General features: G+C 66.2%; 15 protein-coding genes. 10 read left to right on the forward strand and 5 right to left on the reverse strand.

The genetic code is table 11. From position 1 onward, the window contains the following. From QRO95_RS18580 to QRO95_RS18595, 4 genes are all read left to right on the forward strand, one after another. A partial coding sequence (locus QRO95_RS18580; protein WP_285303172.1) for a methyl-accepting chemotaxis protein occupies positions 1–596 on the forward strand: 596 nt, incomplete at its 5' end. Between the two features lie 37 nt (positions 597–633). Next, positions 634–1,503: a CheR family methyltransferase gene (locus QRO95_RS18585; protein WP_050509861.1), complete on the forward strand. Its 870-nt coding sequence runs from the start codon at positions 634–636 to the stop codon at positions 1,501–1,503. Further along, on the forward strand, positions 1,500–2,096 hold the full coding sequence (cheD, locus tag QRO95_RS18590; protein ID WP_008264676.1) for a chemoreceptor glutamine deamidase CheD: 597 nt from the start codon (positions 1,500–1,502) through the stop codon (positions 2,094–2,096). The genes QRO95_RS18585 and cheD overlap by 4 nt, the downstream gene beginning before the upstream one ends. After that, a complete protein-coding gene (locus tag QRO95_RS18595; protein WP_285303173.1) occupies positions 2,093–3,166 on the forward strand; it encodes a chemotaxis response regulator protein-glutamate methylesterase in 1,074 nt (357 codons plus the stop codon). Before cheD ends, QRO95_RS18595 begins: the two co-directional genes overlap by 4 nt. A 271-nt stretch (positions 3,167–3,437) precedes the next feature. Here QRO95_RS18595 and acnB read toward each other — a convergent pair whose 3' ends face one another. Genes acnB through QRO95_RS18610 form a run of 3 tightly spaced genes read right to left on the reverse strand, consistent with a single transcriptional unit; the run spans position 3,438 to position 6,702 of the window. Further along, positions 3,438–6,029 (reverse strand): bifunctional aconitate hydratase 2/2-methylisocitrate dehydratase, encoded by a 2,592-nt coding sequence (gene acnB / locus QRO95_RS18600; protein WP_014037080.1) that lies wholly within the window; start codon positions 6,027–6,029, stop codon positions 3,438–3,440. 43 nt (positions 6,030–6,072) lie between these two features. Next, a complete protein-coding gene (locus tag QRO95_RS18605) occupies positions 6,073–6,471 on the reverse strand; it encodes a type II toxin-antitoxin system VapC family toxin (RefSeq protein WP_008267153.1) in 399 nt (132 codons plus the stop codon). A gap of 6 nt (positions 6,472–6,477) precedes the next feature. After that, positions 6,478–6,702 (reverse strand): AbrB/MazE/SpoVT family DNA-binding domain-containing protein, encoded by a 225-nt coding sequence (locus QRO95_RS18610; protein WP_005409505.1) that lies wholly within the window; start codon positions 6,700–6,702, stop codon positions 6,478–6,480. A 302-nt stretch (positions 6,703–7,004) separates the two neighbouring features. Here QRO95_RS18610 and acnA point away from each other — a divergent pair, with 302 nt between their 5' ends. Further along, entirely contained in the window at positions 7,005–9,758 is a 2,754-nt protein-coding gene (acnA, locus tag QRO95_RS18615; protein ID WP_134950756.1) for an aconitate hydratase AcnA, read from the forward strand. Between the two features lie 110 nt (positions 9,759–9,868). Here acnA and QRO95_RS18620 read toward each other — a convergent pair whose 3' ends face one another. Next, positions 9,869–11,419, reverse strand: coding sequence for a BCCT family transporter (locus QRO95_RS18620; protein WP_197617253.1), 1,551 nt, complete (start codon positions 11,417–11,419; stop codon positions 9,869–9,871). 170 nt (positions 11,420–11,589) lie between these two features. Between QRO95_RS18620 and betI the strand changes: the two genes are divergently transcribed. The 5 genes from betI (at position 11,590) to QRO95_RS18645 (ending at position 18,443) form a co-directional block, all read left to right on the forward strand. Beyond that, entirely contained in the window at positions 11,590–12,180 is a 591-nt protein-coding gene (gene betI / locus QRO95_RS18625; protein ID WP_005416394.1) for a transcriptional regulator BetI, read from the forward strand. Between the two features lie 38 nt (positions 12,181–12,218). After that, complete coding sequence (gene betB, locus QRO95_RS18630) at positions 12,219–13,691, forward strand: betaine-aldehyde dehydrogenase (protein WP_285303174.1); 1,473 nt, start codon at positions 12,219–12,221, stop codon at positions 13,689–13,691. Positions 13,692–13,792: 101 nt separating this feature from the next. After that, entirely contained in the window at positions 13,793–15,475 is a 1,683-nt protein-coding gene (gene betA / locus QRO95_RS18635; protein ID WP_285303175.1) for a choline dehydrogenase, read from the forward strand. A gap of 222 nt (positions 15,476–15,697) precedes the next feature. Then, on the forward strand, positions 15,698–17,374 hold the full coding sequence (locus QRO95_RS18640; RefSeq protein ID WP_032129834.1) for a long-chain fatty acid--CoA ligase: 1,677 nt from the start codon (positions 15,698–15,700) through the stop codon (positions 17,372–17,374). A gap of 199 nt (positions 17,375–17,573) precedes the next feature. Next, on the forward strand, positions 17,574–18,443 hold the full coding sequence (locus QRO95_RS18645; RefSeq protein WP_012480080.1) for a crotonase/enoyl-CoA hydratase family protein: 870 nt from the start codon (positions 17,574–17,576) through the stop codon (positions 18,441–18,443). A gap of 12 nt (positions 18,444–18,455) precedes the next feature. On the opposite strand, the gene QRO95_RS18650 is transcribed toward QRO95_RS18645, so the two are convergent. Next, positions 18,456–21,179, reverse strand: a complete 2,724-nt coding sequence (locus QRO95_RS18650) for a response regulator (RefSeq protein WP_285303176.1) — start codon at positions 21,177–21,179, stop codon at positions 18,456–18,458.

Below are 21,179 nucleotides of genomic sequence, written 5' to 3' on the forward strand. Positions count from 1 at the left end.
ACATCCTGGCGCTGAACGCCGCAGTGGAAGCCGCACGTGCCGGCGAACAGGGCCGCGGCTTCGCCGTGGTCGCCAGCGAAGTGCGTACCCTCGCCCAGCGCTCGGCTGCGGCCGCCAAGGAGATCAAGGGCCTGATCGACGACTCCGTCGGCAAGGTCGCCGAAGGCTCCAGCCTGGTGCACCAGGCCGGCAGCACCATGGGCGAGATCGTCGCCTCGGTGCAGCGCGTGACCGACATCATGGCCGAGATCTCCGCGGCTTCGCAGGAGCAGTCGGCCGGCATCGAGCAGGTCAACCAGACCGTGGTGCAGATGGACGAAACCACCCAGCAGAATGCTGCGCTGGTGGAAGAAGCCACCGCCGCCGCACGTGCGATGGAAGAACAGGCTGGCCAGCTGGCCGACGCCGTGGCGATCTTCCGCCTGGACAACCAGGTCTCGGCCGCGATGAAGGCAGTGGCCGCGCGTGTCGAGCCGGTGCATGTCGCCGCCGCCGTGGCGCGTCCGCGGCCGGCTCCGACGCCAGCACCGGTTCGCCGCACCGGCAGCAACGCCAACACCTTCGTCGCCAGCGACAGCGACTGGCAGGAATTCTGAGACCCACCCGCGGCGGCTTCGGCCGCCGCCTCTGCCGATGGACACGTCCCCCGTGCAAAGTCCTACTCCCATCGTCACCGGCCCGCGCGAATTCGAGTTCGCCGACCGTGATTTCCGCCGCGTCTGCGACCTGATCTACCAGCGCGTGGGCATTGCCCTTGCCCCGGCAAAGCGCGATATGGTCTATGGCCGCCTGTCTCGCCGCCTGCGCACGCTGGGCATGCGCAGCTTCCAGCAGTATCTGGACCATCTGGAGCAGGAAGACGGTGACGAGTGGCAGGCGTTCACCAACGCACTGACCACCAACCTGACCTCGTTCTTCCGTGAGCCGCACCACTTCGACAAGCTGCGCGAGGAGCTGCAGCAGCGCTCCAGCCGCACGCCGCTGCTGCTGTGGTCGTGCGCCGCCTCCACCGGCGAAGAGCCCTACTCGATGGCGATCACCGCCTGCGAAGCGTTCGGCACCCTGAAGCCACCGGTACGCATCATCGCCACCGACGTCGATACCCAGGTGCTGGCCACGGCCGGCCGTGGCGTCTACAACATCGACCGCGTCACCAGCCTCGATCCGGATCTGCGCCGCCGCTACTTCCAGCGCGGCAGCGGCCCCAACGAGGGCCAGTGCCGCGTGCTGCCGGCGCTGCGCGAGCTGATCGAGTTCCGCCCATTGAACCTGCTTGCCCCGCGCTATGACGTCGGCGGCCCGTTCGACGCACTGTTCTGCCGCAACGTGATGATCTACTTCGACAAGCCGACCCAGCGCGCGATCCTCGGCCGGCTGGTACAGCACCTGTCCGACGATGGCCTGCTCTACACCGGCCACTCGGAGAACTACCTGCACGCCGCCGACCTGATCCAGCCCTGCGGACGCACCCTGTACCGCCGTGCGGCAAAGGCAGGCGCATGAACGCATCGCTGCGCACCGATGATGTGATGCGTTACCAGGACGCGCGCTTCAAGACCATTGCGGCCAAGCTGCTGCCGACCCAGTACCTGGTGGTCGATGACACCACTGCGCTGACCACCACGCTGGGCTCCTGCGTGGCGGCCTGCCTGCGCGACCCGGTGCTGAAGATCGGCGGCATGAACCATTTCCTGTTGCCCGAGGGCAACGCCGGCGACGGCGCGCCCGCGCGTTACGGCAGCTATGCGATGGAGCTGCTGATCAACGACATGCTCAAGCGTGGCGCCCACCGCAAACGCATCGAAGCCAAGGTGTTCGGTGGCGCCAACGTCCTCAAGGGCTTCACCAGCAACCCTGTCGGCACGCGCAACGCCGAGTTCGTGCGCCAGTACCTGCAGGCCGAGCACATCCCGATCATTGCCGAGGACCTGTGCGGCATCCATCCGCGCAAGATCTGGTTCTTCGCCGATACCGGCCGCGTGGTGGTGCAGCGTCTGCCGCATGCCCATGAAGCCGAAGTGGCCGCGACCGAATCGGCCGTGCGTGCACGCCTGTCCAAGGCCCCGGTCACCGGTGGCGTGGAGCTGTTCGAATGACCCTGACCGGCAACGCCCCCTGCCGGGTCCTGATCGTCGACGACTCCGCCGTCGTGCGCCAGATGCTCACGGAAATCCTGTCCGGCGATCCCGCCATTGACGTGGTCGGCACCGCCGCCGACCCGCTGCTGGCGCGCGAGAAGATCAAGCGCCTGGCCCCGGACGTGATCACGCTGGACGTGGAAATGCCGCGCATGGACGGCCTGGCGTTCCTGGAAAACCTGATGCGCCTGCACCCGCTGCCGGTGGTGATGATCTCCTCGCTGACCGAACGCGGCGCCGACACCACCCTGCAGGCACTGGCGTTGGGGGCTGTGGATTTCGTCTCCAAGCCGAAACTGGACGTGGCGCGCGGCCTGCAGGGCTACGCCGACGAGATCATCGCCAAAGTGAAGATGGCGGCGCGTTCGCGCGTTCGCCCGCTGGTGCGCGCTGCCGCACCGAAGCTCCTGCTGGATGCCTCCCCAGCGACGCGTCCCGCCACGCCCCAGTTCCGCACCACCGACCGGCTGATCGCGATCGGCTCATCGGCCGGTGGCACCGAAGCGCTGCGTGTGGTGCTGGAAGGCATGCCCGCCGACGGCCCTGCCGTGGTGATGACCCAGCACCTGCCGGCCAGCTTCAGCAGCGCCTTCGCCGAACGACTGGATCGCCATTCCGCCATGGCCGTGCGCGAGGCCAGCGATGGCGAAGCAGTGCTGCCTGGCCATGCCTACCTGCCACCCGGCGGCAAGCACCTGCGGATCATCCGCGACGGTGCGCGCTGGCGCTGCCGCGTCGACGATGGCCCGGCGGTGAACCGGCACAAGCCCGCGGTGGACGTGCTGTTCCGCTCGGTCGCGCAGAACGCCGGCGGCAACGCCATCGGCGCCATCCTCACCGGGATGGGCGATGACGGCGCACGCGGCCTGCTGGAGATGCGCCAGGCCGGCGCACCCACACTGGTGCAGGACGAGGCCACCAGTGTGGTCTGGGGCATGCCCGGTGCCGCGTTCAAGCTCGGCGCCGCCGAGGAACAGGTGCCGCTGGAACGGATTGCCGAGCGGTTGCTGGCGCTCGCGCGCGGCTGATTGCGCGCCCCGGCTCAAGGACTCCGCTTGCAGTAGATCCACGCCATGCGTGGATGCCGTTGTAGAGTCGAGCCATGCTCGACTCATCGCGCATGGCGCGAACAGCAGCCACGCGTGGATTCGGCACTACAGGCCATCAGGCAACAAAAAAACCCCGGCTTTCACCGGGGGTTCTTCGTTTCAACGCGCTGCCGGCCAGCGGCCGGCACTACCATGCGTCGTCCGCTCACAAAAAACCCCCGGCACGAGCCGGGGGTTTTCAGTTACCGCATCAGGCAGCAACCGTCTTGGCCACGTCCTGGTATTCCTCGATCTGGTCGAAGTTCATGTAGCGGTAGATCTCCGCGCCATTGGCGTTGATCACGCCGATGTCCGCCATGTACTCCTCCTTGGTCGGGATGCGGCCCAGACGCGAGCAGATCGCGGCCAGTTCGGCCGAACCCAGGTACACGTTGGTGTTGCGGCCCAGACGGTTCGGGAAGTTGCGGGTCGAGGTCGACATCGCGGTGGAGCCTTCGCGGATCTGCGCCTGGTTGCCCATGCACAGCGAGCAGCCCGGCATTTCCATGCGTGCGCCGGTGGCGCCGAAGGTGCCGTACACGCCTTCCTTGGTCAGCTCCGAGGCGTCCATCTTGGTCGGCGGGGCCACCCACAGGCGGGTCGGCAGGTCGCGCTTGCCTTCCAGCAGCTTCGCAGCGGCACGGAAGTGACCGATGTTGGTCATGCACGAACCGATGAACACTTCGTCGATCTTGGCGCCGGCGACTTCGGACAGGGTCTTCACGTCGTCCGGGTCGTTCGGGCAGGCCACGATCGGCTCGTGGATGTCGGCCAGGTCGATCTCGATGACGGCGGCGTACTCGGCGTCGGCATCCGGCTCCAGCAGCTCCGGGTTGGCCAGCCACGCTTCCATCTTCTCGATACGGCGCTGCAGCGAACGCGGATCCTGGTAACCCTCGGCAATCATCCACTTCAGCAGGGTGATGTTGCTGGTCAGGTACTCGATGATCGGTTCCTTGTTCAGGCGCACCGAGCAACCGGCCGCAGAACGCTCGGCCGAGGCGTCGGACAGTTCGAATGCCTGTTCGACCTTCAGCTCCGGCAGGCCTTCGATTTCCAGGATGCGGCCGGAGAAGATGTTCTTCTTGCCAGCCTTGGCCACGGTCAGCAGGCCCGACTTGATCGCGTACAGCGGAATCGCGTTGACCAGGTCACGCAGGGTCACGCCCGGCTGCATCTTGCCCTTGAAGCGCACCAGCACCGACTCCGGCATGTCCAGCGGCATCACGCCGGTGGCAGCGGCGAAGGCAACCAGGCCCGAACCGGCCGGGAACGAAATGCCCACCGGGAAACGGGTGTGCGAGTCACCACCGGTACCGACGGTGTCCGGCAGCAGCATGCGGTTGAGCCAGCTGTGGATCACGCCGTCGCCCGGGCGCAGCGAGACGCCGCCACGGGTGGAGATGAACTCCGGCAGGGTGTGGTGGGTCTTCACGTCCACCGGCTTCGGGTAAGCGGCGGTGTGGCAGAACGACTGCATCACCAGGTCGGCCGAGAAGCCCAGGCAGGCCAGGTCCTTCAGCTCGTCACGGGTCATCGGGCCGGTGGTGTCCTGCGAGCCGACCGAGGTCATCTTCGGTTCGCAATAGGTGCCCGGGCGCATGCCCTGGCCTTCCGGCAGGCCACAGGCGCGGCCGACCATCTTCTGCGCCAGCGAGAAGCCCTTGCCGGTATCGACCGGCTGCACCGGCAGGCGGAACAGGTCGGTCGGGGCCAGGCCCAGCGCTTCACGCGCCTTGCCGGTCAGGCCACGGCCGATGATCAGCGGAATGCGGCCACCGGCGCGCACTTCGTCGAACAGCACTTCGGACTTGACCTGGAACTCGGCGATCACTTCACCGTTCTTCAGCGCCTTGCCTTCGTACGGACGCAGCTCGACCACATCGCCGTGCTCCATCTTCGACACGTCCAGCTCGATCGGCAGTGCACCGGCGTCTTCCATGGTGTTGTAGAAGATCGGGGCGATCTTCGAACCCAGGCAGACGCCACCGGCGCGCTTGTTCGGGATGAACGGAATGTCATCACCGGTCCACCACAGCACGCTGTTGGTGGCCGACTTGCGCGAGGAACCGGTGCCGACCACGTCGCCAACGTAGGCGACCAGGTGACCCTTGTCCTTCAGCGACAGGATCTGCTGGATCGGGCCGCGCTTGCCGTCTTCTTCCGGGGTGAACGGCGCGTCGTCGCGCTTGTTCTTCAGCATCGCCAGGGCGTGCATCGGGATGTCCGGGCGGGTGGTCGCGTCCGGCGCCGGCGACAGGTCGTCGGTGTTGGTTTCGCCCGGCACCTTGAACACGGTGACGGTCAGGCTCTGCGGCACTTCCGGGTTGCTGGTGAACCACTCGGCGTCGGCCCAGCTCTGCAGCACGGCCTGGGCGTTGGCGTTGCCGGCCTTGGCCTTTTCCTGCACATCGTGGAAGGCATCGAACACCAGCAGGGTCTTCTTCAGACCGTTGGCGGCGATGGTGCCGACGCTGGCGTCGTCCAGCAGCTGTACCAGCGGGGCAACATTGTAACCGCCGAGCATGGTGCCCAGCAGTTCGGTGGCGCGCTCACGACTGATCAGCGGGTTCTGCTCGCTGCCCAGGGCGATTGCCGCCAGGTACGAGGCCTTGACCTTGGCCGCGTCATCGACGCCGGCCGGCACGCGGTGGGTCAGCAGGTCGAGCAGGAACTCGGCCTCGCCCTGCGGCGGGTTCTTCAGCAGTTCGATGACATCGGCCGTCTGCTGCGCGCTCAGCGGCAGCGGCGGGATGCCAAGCGCAGCGCGCTCGGCGACGTGGTGGCGGTAGGCTTCCAACATGACAACTCCCGGGTAATGCGTAGGTTGAAAAAACAAAATGGGCTCAGGCTTGCGGCACGATCAGCTTCAGGCCCTTGAAGTAGTCGCGGTAAAACGTGTCGTTCCAGGTGATCAGGCCATCGCACTGCAGCAGTGCGTGGGCGCCGACCATGAATTCGTCCAGGCTGCGGCGGCTGCCGCTGCGCTGGCGGTGGCGGCGGTGCATCTCGCCGGCGCGCAGCGCCGACTTGGCTTCCATCGGGTTGAAGTGCACGCCCATTTCTTCCAGCGCTTCGAGCACCTCGGCACCGCCACGCAGCGATGCGCAGACCTCGGCCAGGGTCGCGCCGCAGACCACCACGCGGCCACCGACCAGGCTCTGCCTGAGGATGGCTTCCACGGCATCGGCCTGCGGACCATTGCTGAGCAGCTCGACCAGCACCGGAGAGTCGACGGCGATCATCACGGCTTATTCCTCGTCACGCACCGCACGTACCGCTGCGTCGGACGATTCGAAACCGTCCAGCGCGAACTTGCCGCGCGCCCGTGAAATGGCATCGTCAACACTCTTGCGCAGGATGATGCGGCTGCCGTCCAGCTCGACCTTCAGCAGCGTGCCCTTGGTCAGGCCGAGGGCATCACGCACCGCCTTGGGCAGGGTGATCTGTCCGCGTTCTGCAACAGTGGCTTCCATCGGTAGGCCCTCCAGAGTATGCACAAATTATACATACTTCCCCGGGCATACTTCCACCCTGAACAGGACCGGCAACCCGCCAGCCCTTGCCTCGCAAAGGATCGGCCACAAACGTGACATACGCCATACACCTTCCCCTGTAGTCTGGAACCGATGCCGCAGGCCGGAACCCGGCCCGGATGAATCCATTCAGTCTGGGGTTCATACTGGGACCACCGGGGCCGTCAGGCCCGCGGCGACCGCAAGCAGGTCCGCCCATGCGCGGGCCACTGCAAGCCATCCGCAAGAAGGAGTTACCCCGCATGAGCGATTCGTTCTCCACCCGCAGCCAGCTGAACGTCGGCGGCAAGACCTACGACTACTTCAGCCTGCCCACGCTGGGCCAGCGCTTCGATATCTCCCACCTGCCCTACTCGATGAAGATCCTGCTGGAGAACCTGCTCCGGCACGAGGACGGCGGCATCACCGTCGGCAAGGACCACATCGAAGCCGTGGCCCGCTGGAACCCGGCGGCCGAGCCGGACACCGAAATCGCCTTCATGCCGGCGCGCGTGGTCCTGCAGGACTTCACCGGCGTGCCCTGCGTGGTCGACCTCGCCGCGATGCGCGACGCGGTGGTCAAGCTCGGCGGCTCGCCTGAGCAGATCAACCCGCAGATTCCCTCCGAACTGGTCATCGACCACTCGGTGCAGGTCGACGTGTTCGGCAAACCGGACGCGCTGGACCTCAACGGCAAGATCGAATTCCAGCGCAATCAGGAACGCTACGGCTTCCTGCGCTGGGGCCAGAAGGCCTTCGACAACTTCAAGGTAGTGCCGCCGAACACCGGCATCGTCCACCAGGTGAACCTGGAGAACCTGGCCCGCGTGGTAATGACGGCGGACAAGGACGGCAAGGCGGTTGCCTACCCCGATACCGTGTTCGGTACCGACAGCCACACCACCATGATCAACGGCATCGGCGTGCTGGGCTGGGGCGTGGGCGGCATCGAAGCGGAGGCGGCCATGCTCGGCCAGCCGTCGTCGATGCTGATCCCGCAGGTGGTCGGCTTCAAGCTGACCGGCAAGCTGCCCGAGGGCGCCACCGCCACCGACCTGGTGCTGACCGTCACCCAGATGCTGCGCAAGCTGGGCGTGGTCGGCAAGTTCGTCGAGTTCTACGGTGACGGCCTGCAGCACCTGCCGCTGGCCGACCGTGCCACCATCGGCAACATGGCGCCGGAATACGGCGCCACCTGCGGCATCTTCCCGATCGACGCCGAGTCGCTGAACTACCTGCGCCTGTCCGGCCGCAGCGAAGAGCAGATCGATCTGGTTGAAGCCTATGCCAAGGCGCAGGGCCTGTGGCACGAACCGGGCAGCCCGCACGCGCAGTACAGCACCACGCTGGAACTGGACATGGGCACGGTGAAGCCGTCGCTGGCCGGCCCGAAGCGTCCGCAGGACCGCGTGCTGCTGGAAGACGTGCAGAAGAACTACCGCGAAGCCCTGGTTGGCCTGACCACCAACCGTGACAAGCGCAGCGACGATGTCTCCTCGTTCGTCAACGAAGGCGGCGGTGCCGCGGTCGGCAACGAGCAGCTGGCAAAGGGCTACGCCGACATCGAAACCGAAGGCCGCAAGGTCCGCCTGAAGGACGGCGCGGTGGTCATCGCGGCCATCACCTCGTGCACCAACACCTCCAACCCGGCGGTGATGATCGGTGCTGGCCTGCTGGCCCGCAACGCGGCCGCCAAGGGCCTGAACCGCCAGCCGTGGGTGAAGACCTCGCTCGGCCCAGGTTCGCGCGTGGTCACCGATTACCTGGAAAAGGCCGGCGTACTGAAGGAGCTGGAGAAGATCGGCTTCTACGTGGTCGGCTACGGTTGCACCACCTGCATCGGCAACTCCGGCCCGCTGCCGACCGAAGTCAGCGCGGGCATCGCCACCGGCGACCTGGTGGTCACCTCGGTACTGTCGGGCAACCGCAACTTCGAGGGCCGCGTGCACCCCGAAGTGAAGATGAACTACCTGGCCAGCCCGCCACTGGTGGTGGCCTACGCCATCGCCGGCACCACCGACATCGACCTGACCACCCAGCCGCTGGGTACCGGCAGCGATGGCCAGCCGGTGTTCCTGCGCGACATCTGGCCGAGCAACAAGGAAATCGGCGACGTCATCGCTGCGACCATCGGCCCGGAGATGTTCAAGCAGAACTACGCCGATGTGTTCAAGGGTGATACCCGCTGGAACACCATCGCTTCGCCGGACGGCAACCTGTACGAGTGGAGCGATGCCTCCACCTACATCAAGAACCCGCCGTACTTCGATGGCATGACCATGCAGACCGGCAGCATCGACGACGTGCACGGTGCTCGCGTGATGGGCCTGTTCGGCGACTCGATCACCACCGACCACATCTCGCCCGCCGGCAACATCAAGAAGGACTCGCCGGCAGGCCGCTTCCTGCAGGAGCGCGGCGTGCAGCCGGCCGACTTCAACAGCTACGGCAGCCGCCGCGGCAACGATGACGTCATGGTCCGCGGCACCTTCGCCAACATCCGCATCAAGAACCTGATGTTCGGTGGCGAGGAAGGCGGCAACACCCTGTACTACCCGGCCGGCGGCGGCCAGCCGGAGAAGCTGGCGATCTACGATGCAGCCATGAAGTACAAGGCTGACAAGGTGCCGCTGGTGGTGTTGGCCGGCAAGGAATACGGCACCGGCTCGTCGCGTGACTGGGCGGCCAAGGGCACCCTGCTGCTGGGGGTGAAGGCGGTCGTGGCCGAGAGCTTCGAGCGCATCCACCGCTCCAACCTGGTCGGCATGGGCGTGCTGCCGCTGCAGTTCCGCAACGGTGAAAACGCACAGAGCCTGGGCCTGGACGGTTCGGAAGTGATCGACATCACCGGCCTGCAGGACGGTGCCAGCAAGCGCGCTACGGTTACCGCGACCAAGGCCGATGGCACCAAGAAGACCTTCGAGGTCTCGGTGATGCTGCTGACCCCGAAGGAAGTGGAGTACTTCCGCCATGGCGGCCTGCTGCAGTATGTGCTGCGCCAGTTGGCAGCCAAGTAACTGGTAGCGCCGGGCCATGCCCGGCGGATCCCGGAAGCAAACGCAAAGGGCCGGATCCTCACAGATCCGGCCCTTTGCTTTGGCGTTCGCCGGGCATGGCCCGGCGCTACCTATCGCCGCGGGGCATCCGGGTCGGTGCGCAGGGCCTTCAGCAGGCCCCACATGTAGAACGCCAGGGTGAACGAGAACGGCAGGCCGCACAGCACCACCGCGGTCTGCATCGCACTGAAGTTGCCGGCCAGCAGCAGGCCGACGCTGGCCACGGTGATGCCGGCCGCCCAGAACACACGCAGCCAGATCGGCGCGTCGTGGCCATCCTCCACGCCGTCGTCAACGCGACGGGTGCACAGGTTGGCGATCATCAGCGTGCCCGAATCGACCGGGGTCAGGAACAGCACGAAGCCGATCACCACCGCGGCACCGGCCACGTACGGCGCGCCGGGCAGGTACTCCAGCAGCTTGAACAGGGTCATCGCCGCATCATGCTTGGCCACGTCACCCAGGATCGCCTGGCCGTGGTTGAGCACCAGATCGATAGCCGTGTTGCCGAAGATCGACAGCCACGCCAGGGTGAAACCGAGCGGGATCAGCAGCACGCCCATGATCACTTCACGGATGGTGCGGCCACGCGAGATGCGCGCCACGAAAAGCCCGACGAACGGCGCCCAGGCGATCCACCACGCCCAGTAGAACAGCGTCCACGAGCCCATCCACTCACGGCCCTTCGGGTCGTTGAGGTACATGTCGAAGCTCTTGCGCACGAACGCGCCGAGATAATCGCCGGTGTTCTGGATCAGGCCGTCGAACAGGTGCAGGGTCGGGCCGGTGACCAGCACGAACAGCAGCAGGCCACACAGCAGGCGCACATTGAGGTTGGAGAGCCAGGCAATGCCCTTCTCCACACCCGCCACCACGCCGATGGTGGCCACCACCATCATCACCAGCACGATTGCCACCAGCACCTGCGGCGTATCCGGAATGTGGAACAGGTAGACCAGGCCGGACTGCACCACCAGCGCGCCGATGCCGAGGTTGGTCACCATCGAGATCAGCGTGGCAAGGATGCCGAAGCCATCGACCATGTCACCGATGCGGCCATGGATGCGCTCACCGAAAATCGGGTACAGCGCCGAGCGCAGCGCCAGCGGCAGGTCGCGGCGGTAGGCGAAATAGCCCAGCGCCACGCCGACCAGCGCATACAGCGCCCAGCCGTGCAGGCCCCAGTGCAGGAAGGTCAGCACCATCGCCTCGCGGCCGGCGGCCACGGTCCCGCCGGGCTGCCCGGGCGGATTGAGGAAATGGTCCAGCGGCTCGTAGGCGCCGTAGTACAGCAGCGCGATGCCGATGCCGGCCGAGAACAGCATCGACACCCAGGCCACGTAGCCGAACGCCGGTGATTCCTCGTTGTGGCCCAGGCGGATGCGGCCGTACGGCGAGAACGCCAGCCACAGCACGAAGCCCAGGCACAGCACGATCAGCAGCATGTACCACCAGCCGAACGCCGCCGAGACTTCGGCCTGCGCCCACTGCAGCCAGTGCTCGCTGCTTTCGGGATAGAGAACGGTAAGCAGCCCGAGGATGCCGATCGACACCGAGGAGCTGAAGAAGACAAAACGGTTCAAGCGCAGGGGCGAACGCTTGGGATGAGCCAGGGAAGACATGGGGTCGTCTCATCAAGTCCGAGGGGGCACATGGGCGGGGCCGGACCGGTAAACCGGGCCCATGGCGTGGGGCGCGAGCGCATCCTAGGGTTTATTGATTGAACGTTCAATCAATAAAAAGCATAATGGCGGGCAGCCCGATCCTTCGGGTCGCATTCCGTGGAGAGACAATGCCGAAGAAAGGCGTGGAACCGGTACGGCGCGAACAGCTGATCCGGGCCACTTTCCAGACCATCGACGAGATCGGCATGGCCGATGCGACCGTCGCCACCATCGCGAAGAAAGCAGGGCTGTCCAGCGGCATCGTCGCCCACTACTTCGGCGACAAGGACGGCCTGCTCAATGCTGCAATGCGGCAGATCCTGCGTGAACTGAAGGACGCGGTCGCCCGCTACCGTGCCGACGCTGGTGACGACCCGCGCGAGCAGCTGCGCGCCATCGTCGATGGCAACTTCGACGACAGCCAGATCAACGGCACCGCGATGCGCGTCTGGCTGACCTTCTGGGCCGCCAGCATGCACCAGCCGGAACTGGCCCGGCTGCAGCGCGCCAACGACCAGCGCCTGTTCTCCAACCTGTGCCACCAGTTCAACCGCCTGCTGCCCCACCCGCAGGCCCGCCTGGCCGCCCGTGGCCTGGCCGCGATGATCGACGGCCTGTGGCTGCGCGGCAGCCTGGTCGGCGGCCAGTTCAACGCCGAGAAGTCCCGGCGCATCGCTTACGGCTACATCGACTTCCAGTTGCAGGCAGTCGCGCTATAAGCGCTTCAGCACCCGCCCCCTTCCAAGGAGTACGCCCCATGACCACCCTGCCCGTCCAACAGCTCTACATCCACGGCCAGCGCGTCGATGCCACCAGCGGCAAGACCTTCAAGACCGTGAACCCGGCCACCGGCGAGGTGATCGCTGAAGTGCAGGTCGCCAGCCAGGCCGACGTCGAACGCGCCGTGCAGAGCGCGGCCGAAGGCCAGAAGGTGTGGGCGGCGATGACCGCCATGGAACGCTCGCGCATCCTGCGCCGCGCCGTCGAGATCCTGCGCGAGCGCAACGACGAACTGGCCCACCTGGAAACCCTGGACACCGGCAAGGCGCTGGCCGAGACCACCACCGTGGACATCGTCACCGGCGCCGACGTGGTCGAGTACTACGCCGGCCTGGCCACCGCCATCGAAGGCATCCAGCTGCCGCTGCGCGAATCGAGCTTCTTCTACACCCGCCGCGAGCCGCTGGGCGTGGTCGCCGGCATCGGCGCCTGGAACTACCCGATCCAGATCGCCATGTGGAAGTCGGCCCCGGCCCTGGCCGCCGGCAACGCGATGGTGTTCAAGCCGTCCGAAGTGACCCCGCTGACCGCGATCCGCCTGGCCGAGATCTACACCGAAGCCGGTGTGCCGGCCGGCGTGTTCAACGTCGTGCAGGGCCCGGGCCGCGAGATCGGCCAGTGGCTGACCGAGCACCCGGTGATCGAGAAGATCTCCTTCACCGGCGGCGTCGCCACCGGCAAGAAGGTCATGGCCAGCGCCGCATCCTCGTCGCTGAAGGAAGTGACCATGGAGCTGGGCGGCAAGTCGCCGCTGGTGATCTGCGATGACGCCGACCTCGACCGCGCCGCCGACATCGCGGTGATGGCCAACTTCTTCAGCTCCGGCCAGGTCTGCACCAACGGCACCCGCGTGTTCGTGCCGCGCAGCATGCTGGCCGCGTTCGAAGCCGCCGTGGTCGAGCGCGTCAAGCGCATCCGCATCGGCGACCCGATGGCCGCCGAGACCAACTTCGGCCCGCTGACCAGCTTCCCGCACATGGAAAACGTGCTGCGCTACATCGAAAGCGGCAAGGCCGAAGGCGCCCGCCTGCTGACCGGCGGTGGCCGTGCCACCGAAGGCGCACTGGCCGACGGCGCCTACGTGCTGCCGACCGTGTTCTCCGACTGCCGCGATGACATGACCATCGTCAAGGAAGAGATCTTCGGGCCGGTGATGAGCATCCTCGCCTACGACGACGAAGACGAAGTGGTGCGCCGTGCCAACGACACCACCTTTGGCCTCGCCGCCGGCGTGGTCAGCAAGGACGTCAGCCGCGCCCACCGCATCATCCACCGCCTGGAAGCCGGCATCTGCTGGATCAACACCTGGGGCGAATCACCGGCCGAAATGCCGGTCGGCGGCTACAAGGAATCGGGCGTCGGCCGCGAGAACGGCCTCTCGACCCTCGGCCACTACACCCGCATCAAGTCGGTGCAGGTCGAGCTGGGCGACTACGCCAGCGTGTTCTGAGCGGCGCAGCCTGATCGGCGCCTACCGTCCGGCCTCCGTGCCGGTCCGACATTCCGCCGTGACGCCTGCATGCAGCGCGCCCGGCCCGAAGGAGAGCAACCATGAGCACCTCTAACGAGTACGACTACATCATCATCGGCGCCGGTTCGGCCGGCAACGTGCTGGCCACCCGCCTCACCGAAGATGCCGATGTCAGCGTGCTGCTGCTGGAAGCCGGTGGCCCGGACTACCGGCTCGACTTCCGTACCCAGATGCCGGCGGCACTGGCCTTCCCGCTGCAGGGCAAGCGCTACAACTGGGCGTACAAGACCGATCCCGAGCCCTTCATGAACAACCGCCGCATGGACTGCGGCCGTGGCAAGGGGCTGGGTGGCTCGTCGCTGATCAACGGCATGTGCTACATCCGCGGCAACGCGATGGACTACGACAACTGGGCCAGCATGCCCGGCCTGGAAGACTGGACCTACCTGGACTGCCTGCCGTACTTCCGCAAGGCCGAAACCCGTGACATCGGCCCCAACGACTACCACGGTGGCGAAGGTCCGCTGCGGGTGACCACGCCGAAGGCCGGCAACAACGAGCTGTTCGCCGCGATGGTCGAGGCCGGCGTGCAGGCCGGCTACCCGCGCACCGACGACCTCAACGGCTACCAGCAGGAAGGCTTCGGCCCGATGGACCGCACGGTGACCCCGAAGGGCCGTCGTTCCAGCACCGCCCGTGGCTACCTGGACCTGGCCAAGCCGCGCCCGAACCTGACCATCGTCACCCACGCGCTGACCGACCGCATCCTGTTCTCGGGCAAGCGTGCGGTGGGCGTGCAGTGGCTGCACAACGACCAGCCGCAGCGTGCCACCGCCCGCCGCGAAGTGCTGCTGTGTGGCGGCGCCATCGCCTCGCCGCAGATCCTGCAGCGCTCGGGCGTCGGCCCGGCCGACCTGCTGCGCAGCCTGGACATCGACCTGGTGCACCACCTGCCGGGCGTCGGCGCCAACCTGCAGGATCACCTGGAGATGTACCTGCAGTACGAGTGCAAGAAGCCCGTCTCGCTGGCCCCGGCTCTGAAGCTGTACAACCAGCCGGCCATCGGTGCCGAGTGGCTGTTCCTGGGCACCGGCATCGGCGCCAGCAACCAGTTCGAGGCCGGTGGCTTCATCCGCAGCGACGCCGAATTCGACTGGCCGAACCTGCAGTATCACTTCCTGCCGGTGGCGATCAATTACAACGGCTCCAACCCGATCAAGGCACACAGCTTCCAGATGCACGTCGGTTCGATGCGCTCGCCCAGCCGCGGCCGCATCCACGTGCGTTCGAAGGATCCGCGCGAACATCCGAGCATCCTGTTCAACTACATGTCGCACGACCAGGACTGGCGCGAGTTCCGCGCGGCGATCCGGATCACCCGCGAGATCTTCGCGCAGCCGGCACTGGCTCCGTACAGCGGCCGCGAGATCTCGCCGGGCAGCGCACTGCAGACCGATGCGCAGATCGATGCGTTCGTCCGCGAGCATGCCGAGACCGCCTACCACCCGTCGTGCTCGAACAAGATGGGCCATGCCGATGACCCGATGGCGGTGGTCGACGGCCAGGGCCGCGTGCACGGGCTGGAAGGCCTGCGCATCGTCGATGCCTCGATCATGCCGCAGGTGGTGACCGGCAACCTCAACGCGCCGACCATCATGATCGCCGAGAAGCTGGCCGACGTGATCCGTGGCCGCACCCCGCTGGCCCGCAGCACCGCGCCGTACTACAAGGCCAACGGCGCACCGGTACGCAAGCAGGGCTGACGCAAGCGCCCCGCTTGTGGCCACGGTACTGCCGGCCGCTGGCCGGCATCCACCGGAATCCCGATCGAGCGCAGATGCCAGCCAGCGGCCGGCATTACCAAGCAAAGAGGCCCTTCGGGGCCTCTTCGCGTTTTCCCTACGGCGGGGTATGCTGCAATGAACGGCCATTGTCGATACGCTCAGGGCCGTAACCTAAAACATCACGATTCCTGGAGGGGGAATATGAGTCTGGATCGTCCCTGGCTGCAGAGCTATCCGAAAGGCGTTCCCGCCGAAATCGACGTCAACGAATTCCATTCGGTCGCCTCGGTCTTCGACGCTTCCGTCGCGAAATTCCGCGACCGTCCCGCCTACTCCAGCTTCGGCAAGGTCCTCACCTATGGTGAGACGGACGCGCTGGTCACCCAGTTCGCCGCCTACCTGCTGGGTGAGCTCAAGCTCAAGAAGGGTGACCGCGTCGCCCTGATGATGCCCAACTGCCTGCAGTACCCGGTGGCCACCTTCGGCGTGCTGCGCGCCGGCCTGACCGTGGTCAACGTCAACCCGCTGTACACCGCGCGCGAACTCAAGCACCAGCTGGTTGATGCCGGCGTCAGTGCCCTGGTGGTGGTCGACAACTTCGGCGACACCGTCGAACAGGTCATCGCCGATACACCGGTCAAGCACGTGGTCACCACCGGCCTGGGCGACCTGCTCGGCGCCAAGGGCGCGATCGTCAACTTCGTGCTGAAGTACATCAAGAAGATGGTGCCCAACTACCACATCAAGGGCGCCGTCCGCTTCAAGCAGGCGCTCAAGCTGGGCAGCCGCCACGCGCTTCCGCCGGTCGAGATCGACCACGACGACATTGCCTTCCTGCAGTACACCGGCGGGACCACCGGCGTGGCCAAGGGCGCGATGCTGACCAACCGCAACCTGATCGCCAACATGCAGCAGGCGTCGGCGTGGCTGTCCACCTCGGGCATCGAGCCGGGCAAGGAAGTGATCATCACCGCCCTGCCGCTGTACCACATCTTCGCGTTGACCGCGAACGGGCTGGTCTTCATGAAGTTCGGTGGCTGCAACCACCTGATCACCAACCCACGCGACATGAAGGGCTTCGTCAAAGAGCTCAAGGGCACCCGCTTCACCGCCATCACCGGCGTCAACACGCTGTTCAACGGCCTGCTCAACACCCCGGGCTTCGACGAGATCGACTTCTCTTCGGTCAAGTTCACCCTGGGCGGCGGCATGGCGGTGCAACGTGCCGTGGCCGAACGCTGGAAGAAGGTCACCGGCGTGACCCTGGTCGAAGCCTATGGCCTGACCGAGACCTCGCCCGCGGCCTGCATCAATCCGCTCACCCTGCCCGAGTACAACGGTGCCATCGGCCTGCCGATCCCGTCCACCGATGCCTGCATCAAGGACGACAACGGCAACATCCTGGCGCTGGGCGAAGTGGGCGAGCTGTGCATCAAGGGCCCACAGGTGATGAAGGGCTACTGGCAGCGTCCGGAAGAAACCGCCACCGCCATCGATGCGGACGGCTGGCTGCACACCGGCGACATGGCGAAGATGGACGAACAGGGCTTCTTCTACATCGTCGACCGCAAGAAAGACATGATCCTGGTGTCCGGCTTCAACGTGTACCCGAATGAGGTCGAAGACGTCATCGCGATGATGCCGGGCGTGCTGGAAGTCGCCGCCGTCGGTGTCCCGGACGAAAAGTCCGGCGAAGTGGTCAAGGTCGTGATCGTGAAGAAGGACCCGAACCTGACCGCGGAAATGGTCAAGGAACATGCGCGGGCAAACCTGACCGGTTACAAGCACCCCAGAATCGTAGAATTCCGAAAGGAGCTGCCGAAGACCAACGTCGGCAAGATTCTCCGTCGCGAGCTGCGTGATACGCCCGCCCAGTAAGGGTTTCCGGGCAACGGGAGAGTACAGGGACCCCGCCGGAGACGGCGGGGTCTTTTTATTACCGGAACATGGCCGGTACAGCGCTTGCGGGCGGTTCACGACGGGTGCATAGAATCAGTCGCCGCCGCACGTTCAGCCCGCCCCCTCACTCCTCTCCGTCCGCTCTGCGGTTGGCCGGACGGTCACACGGAGAACTCCCATGTCCGCAGTACGCCCCATCATCACCCGTCCCTCGCAGCACCCTACCCTGCGTATCACCGAAGAACCCGAGCGGGATGTCTACTGGATCCACATGCACGCCAACCTGGTCAACCAGCCGGGCCGGCCGTGCTTCGCCTCGCGTCTGGTCGATGACATCGTCGACTACCAGCGCGAACTGGGCGATCGCCTCAGCGCCTCGCACGCTCTGTCACCCCATGTCGTTCTTGCCTCGGACAGCGACGTGTTCAACCTGGGTGGCGATCTCGAACTGTTCTGCCGCCTGATCCGCGAGGGCGACCGTGCCCGCCTGCTCGACTATGCCCAACGCTGCGTGCGCGGCGTGCATGCCTTCCATGCCGGCCTGGGCACCCGTGCCCACAGCATCGCCCTGGTCCAGGGCAATGCACTGGGTGGCGGCTTCGAGGCCGCACTGAGCTGCCACACCATCGTCGCCGAGGAAGGCGTGCTGATGGGCCTGCCCGAGGTGCTGTTCGACCTGTTCCCGGGCATGGGCGCCTACTCCTTCCTGTGCCAGCGGATCAGCCCGCGCCTGGCCGAGAAGATCATGCTGGAAGGCAACCTCTACACCGCCAGCCAGCTGAAGGAGATGGGCCTGGTCGACATCGTGGTGCCGGTGGGCGAAGGTGTTGCCGCGGTCGAACAGGTGATCAAGGAAAGCCGGCGCATTCCGCACGCGTGGGCGGCGATGCGTGAGGTCAACGAGATCGCCACCATGGTGCCGCTGCATGAAATGATGCGGATCACCGAGATCTGGGTGGACACCGCCATGCAGCTCGGCGAGAAGTCCCTGCGCACCATGGATCGGCTGGTACGGGCGCAGGCCCGGCGCAATGGCGACCCGGCCTGACCGTCTGGCGGGTCAGGACGGGCTGCGCTCGCTGTCGTCGCGGTGCGATGCTCCCGCACTACGGGCAGCCAACGCATTCCTGCCGTTGCGCAGGGCAGTCGCCAGGCTGCCGAGGCGGGCGTTCCATTCACCCTTCAGCTGCCAGTCCGCCATGCGCATGATTTCGCCACTGGAGGCGGCAACCTGGACAAGCCCCAGGTTGCTCGCCACACCGCGCAGCGCGTGTGCGTGCTCGCGGAAATCCTCCCAGGCCTGGCGCTCGCCGCAGCCCTGCAGCTGGCCCATGCTCGCGTCGACGTCCGCCAGGCACTGGTCGATGAACTTGCGTTCGAAGCCATCGCCCATGCCCAGCGACGCCAGCTCGTCCAGCACCGCGGTATCGAGCACGCCATCGCCAACCGGCAATGCCGGCACCGACTGGATGCCGGACTCGGCGCGGGTGTTGGCGGCGACATCGGCCAGCACTTCCAGCAGACGGGTGGCCACCACGGGCTTGGCAAGGAAGGCGCGGGCACCGGCCTGCTCGCAACGCAGGATGGACTCGGGGGTGACGTCCGCGCTCAGCACCATGACCGGAACGTAAGGCATGCCACTGGCCTGCATCACCCGCAACTGTTTGAGCAGGTCCAGTCCGCTCATGCCGGGCATGTGCAGATCGACGATCGCTGCGTCGTAACTGGCCTGCTCCAACGCATCGAGCACTTCGGCGCCGCCATTGACGCAGGTGACCTTGTGGCCGGCCTTCTCCAGCAACCGCTGCAGCACCATGCGGTTGGCTTCGTGGTCGTCGGCCACCAGCACCCGCAGGCTGCGCACGCGCGCACGATGGCGCAGGAAGGGATTGGAGAACGCGATGACATTGCCGGCTTCAGCCACCTCGGACGGAACCGCCGGGGCTGATGAAGTGTCTGCGACGTCCAGCGTGATCTCGACCCAGAACACGCTGCCACGCGGGCTGTTCGGCGCATAACCGACCTGCCCGCCCATCGACTCGACCAGGCCCTTGGCAATGGCGGTGCCCAGACCGGTGCCTTCATGCCGGCGGGCCAGGCCGACATCGCCCTGCTCGAAGGCATTGAACAGCCGGCCGCGCAGCGCCACCGGCACGCCGATGCCGCTGTCGACGATCTCGAATCGCAGGCGCATCCGCTCGCTACCCAGCACATCGGGGCTGGACACGCGCAGATGCACGTAGCCGCTGTCGGTGAACTTGACCGCGTTACCCATCAGATTGAGCAGGATCTGCTGCAGATGACCGGCATCACCCAGCAGGCGCGGCGGCACGTTGTCATCCACCTGCACGCGATAGTCCAGCGATTTGGAGCGGGTCTGCGGGGTCAGGATCAGGTTGATCGCCTGCAGCACGTCGGCCAGCGCGAACTCGTGCCACTCCACGCGCACCTTGCCGGCTTCGATCGCGGAGATGTCCAGCACCTCTTCCACCAGCGCCAACAGACTGCGGGTCGAGGCCTGGATGGTGTTCAGGCACTCGCGCTGTTCGTCGTCCAGGCGGGTGGTGGCCAGCACTTCGGTCATGCCGGCCAGCCCGTTCAACGGCGTGCGGAACTCATGGCTCATGTTGGCCAGGAAACGGCTCTTGGCTTCGTTGGCCTGGCGCGCCTCTGCCACCGCCCGGGTCAAGGCATGCAGCAGCGAATCGAAGTACAGCGGAATCGCGCCCAGGCCCAGCAGCAGGCCCCAGCCCAGATAGTCGTGGCCGCGCCAGTACGGCGACAGCATCACCGTGCACAGGAAGGCCAGGCAGCCCATGGCCGTGGCCACGCGCAGGTAGGTGCTGCCGTAGCGCATGCCATTGCCGATCGTGACCCACAGCATCACCGCATACAGCGGTGCCGCCGGCTCACCCTGGATGGTCATGATCCAGGCCATGCAGGTGTAGTCGGTCAGCATGCCGATCACCCGGCGCACATGCGACACACCCGGATTGACCAGGATCGCGGTCAGCAGGCCGGCGGAAATGGTCAGCTCGAAGGCGAGGATCAGCCACGTCGCAGTCAATGCCTCACCGCCGCCGCTCAGCGAGCGCCAGCCGAGATAGCTGATGAACAGCGCCGTGATGATGATGCGGATCAGGTTCTGCGCGTGCTCGCTGTCCTCGCGCCCGGACAGGCGCTGCTTGAAGCGGGCCAGCAGCGAGCGCTTGTCGGAACCAGCGGCGGGAGTCGTATCCATGGTCGGATGTCGCATCCTTCGGCGCAGCAGGGAGGAGCAGCACAACGGTACTGCCAGCAACCCCAACCACAGGGAAATGGCCAGCCCCAGGTTGGCCTGCCAGTAAGGGGTCAACAGCACGGTGGTGCCGAAACTGACCATCGCCAGCACGATGGCCGCGGCCAGGTAACGCGGCCCGAAGCGCAGGCCGTTGCCCACCGTGACCCACATCACCACCGCATACACCCACGCCAGCGGCTCACCCATCTGGATCATGCCGACCGCGATCAGGCCGTAATCGGCCAGCATCCCGGCCACCCGCCTCGGATCGGAGCGCTCCGGCTTCCACAGCAGCCAACCGAACAGCAGCAGCGAAAGTCCCAATCCGGTCAGTACCGTCGCCAGCACGCCCTGGTACTGCTCCAGACGGTGCAGGCGCGCACCGGACAGCAGCACATAGACCAGGATCAGCGAGATCAGCACCACCCGCACGATCGCCTGGCCATGTTCCGAATCCGGACGCTGCGCCAGCCGACGCCTCACGCGTGCGAACAGGTCCTGCAT

The sequence above is a fragment of the Stenotrophomonas maltophilia group sp. Smal13 genome, assembly GCF_030236855.1.
GTDB classification, from domain to species: Bacteria; Pseudomonadota; Gammaproteobacteria; order Xanthomonadales; family Xanthomonadaceae; genus Stenotrophomonas; species Stenotrophomonas maltophilia_A.

Excerpts from the sequence above, each read along its gene's own strand:
- QRO95_RS18585 (WP_050509861.1), top strand. The coding sequence starts at position 634 with ATGGACACGTCCCCCGTGCAAAGTCCTACTCCCATCGTCACCGGCCCG.
- cheD (WP_008264676.1), top strand. The coding sequence starts at position 1,500 with ATGAACGCATCGCTGCGCACCGATGATGTGATGCGTTACCAGGACGCG.
- QRO95_RS18595 (WP_285303173.1), top strand. The coding sequence starts at position 2,093 with ATGACCCTGACCGGCAACGCCCCCTGCCGGGTCCTGATCGTCGACGAC.
- acnB (WP_014037080.1), bottom strand. The coding sequence starts at position 6,029 with ATGTTGGAAGCCTACCGCCACCACGTCGCCGAGCGCGCTGCGCTTGGC.
- QRO95_RS18605 (WP_008267153.1), bottom strand. The coding sequence starts at position 6,471 with ATGATCGCCGTCGACTCTCCGGTGCTGGTCGAGCTGCTCAGCAATGGT.
- QRO95_RS18610 (WP_005409505.1), bottom strand. The coding sequence starts at position 6,702 with ATGGAAGCCACTGTTGCAGAACGCGGACAGATCACCCTGCCCAAGGCG.
- acnA (WP_134950756.1), top strand. The coding sequence starts at position 7,005 with ATGAGCGATTCGTTCTCCACCCGCAGCCAGCTGAACGTCGGCGGCAAG.
- QRO95_RS18620 (WP_197617253.1), bottom strand. The coding sequence starts at position 11,419 with ATGTCTTCCCTGGCTCATCCCAAGCGTTCGCCCCTGCGCTTGAACCGT.
- betI (WP_005416394.1), top strand. The coding sequence starts at position 11,590 with ATGCCGAAGAAAGGCGTGGAACCGGTACGGCGCGAACAGCTGATCCGG.
- betB (WP_285303174.1), top strand. The coding sequence starts at position 12,219 with ATGACCACCCTGCCCGTCCAACAGCTCTACATCCACGGCCAGCGCGTC.
- betA (WP_285303175.1), top strand. The coding sequence starts at position 13,793 with ATGAGCACCTCTAACGAGTACGACTACATCATCATCGGCGCCGGTTCG.
- QRO95_RS18640 (WP_032129834.1), top strand. The coding sequence starts at position 15,698 with ATGAGTCTGGATCGTCCCTGGCTGCAGAGCTATCCGAAAGGCGTTCCC.
- QRO95_RS18645 (WP_012480080.1), top strand. The coding sequence starts at position 17,574 with ATGTCCGCAGTACGCCCCATCATCACCCGTCCCTCGCAGCACCCTACC.
- QRO95_RS18650 (WP_285303176.1), bottom strand. The coding sequence starts at position 21,179 with ATGCAGGACCTGTTCGCACGCGTGAGGCGTCGGCTGGCGCAGCGTCCG.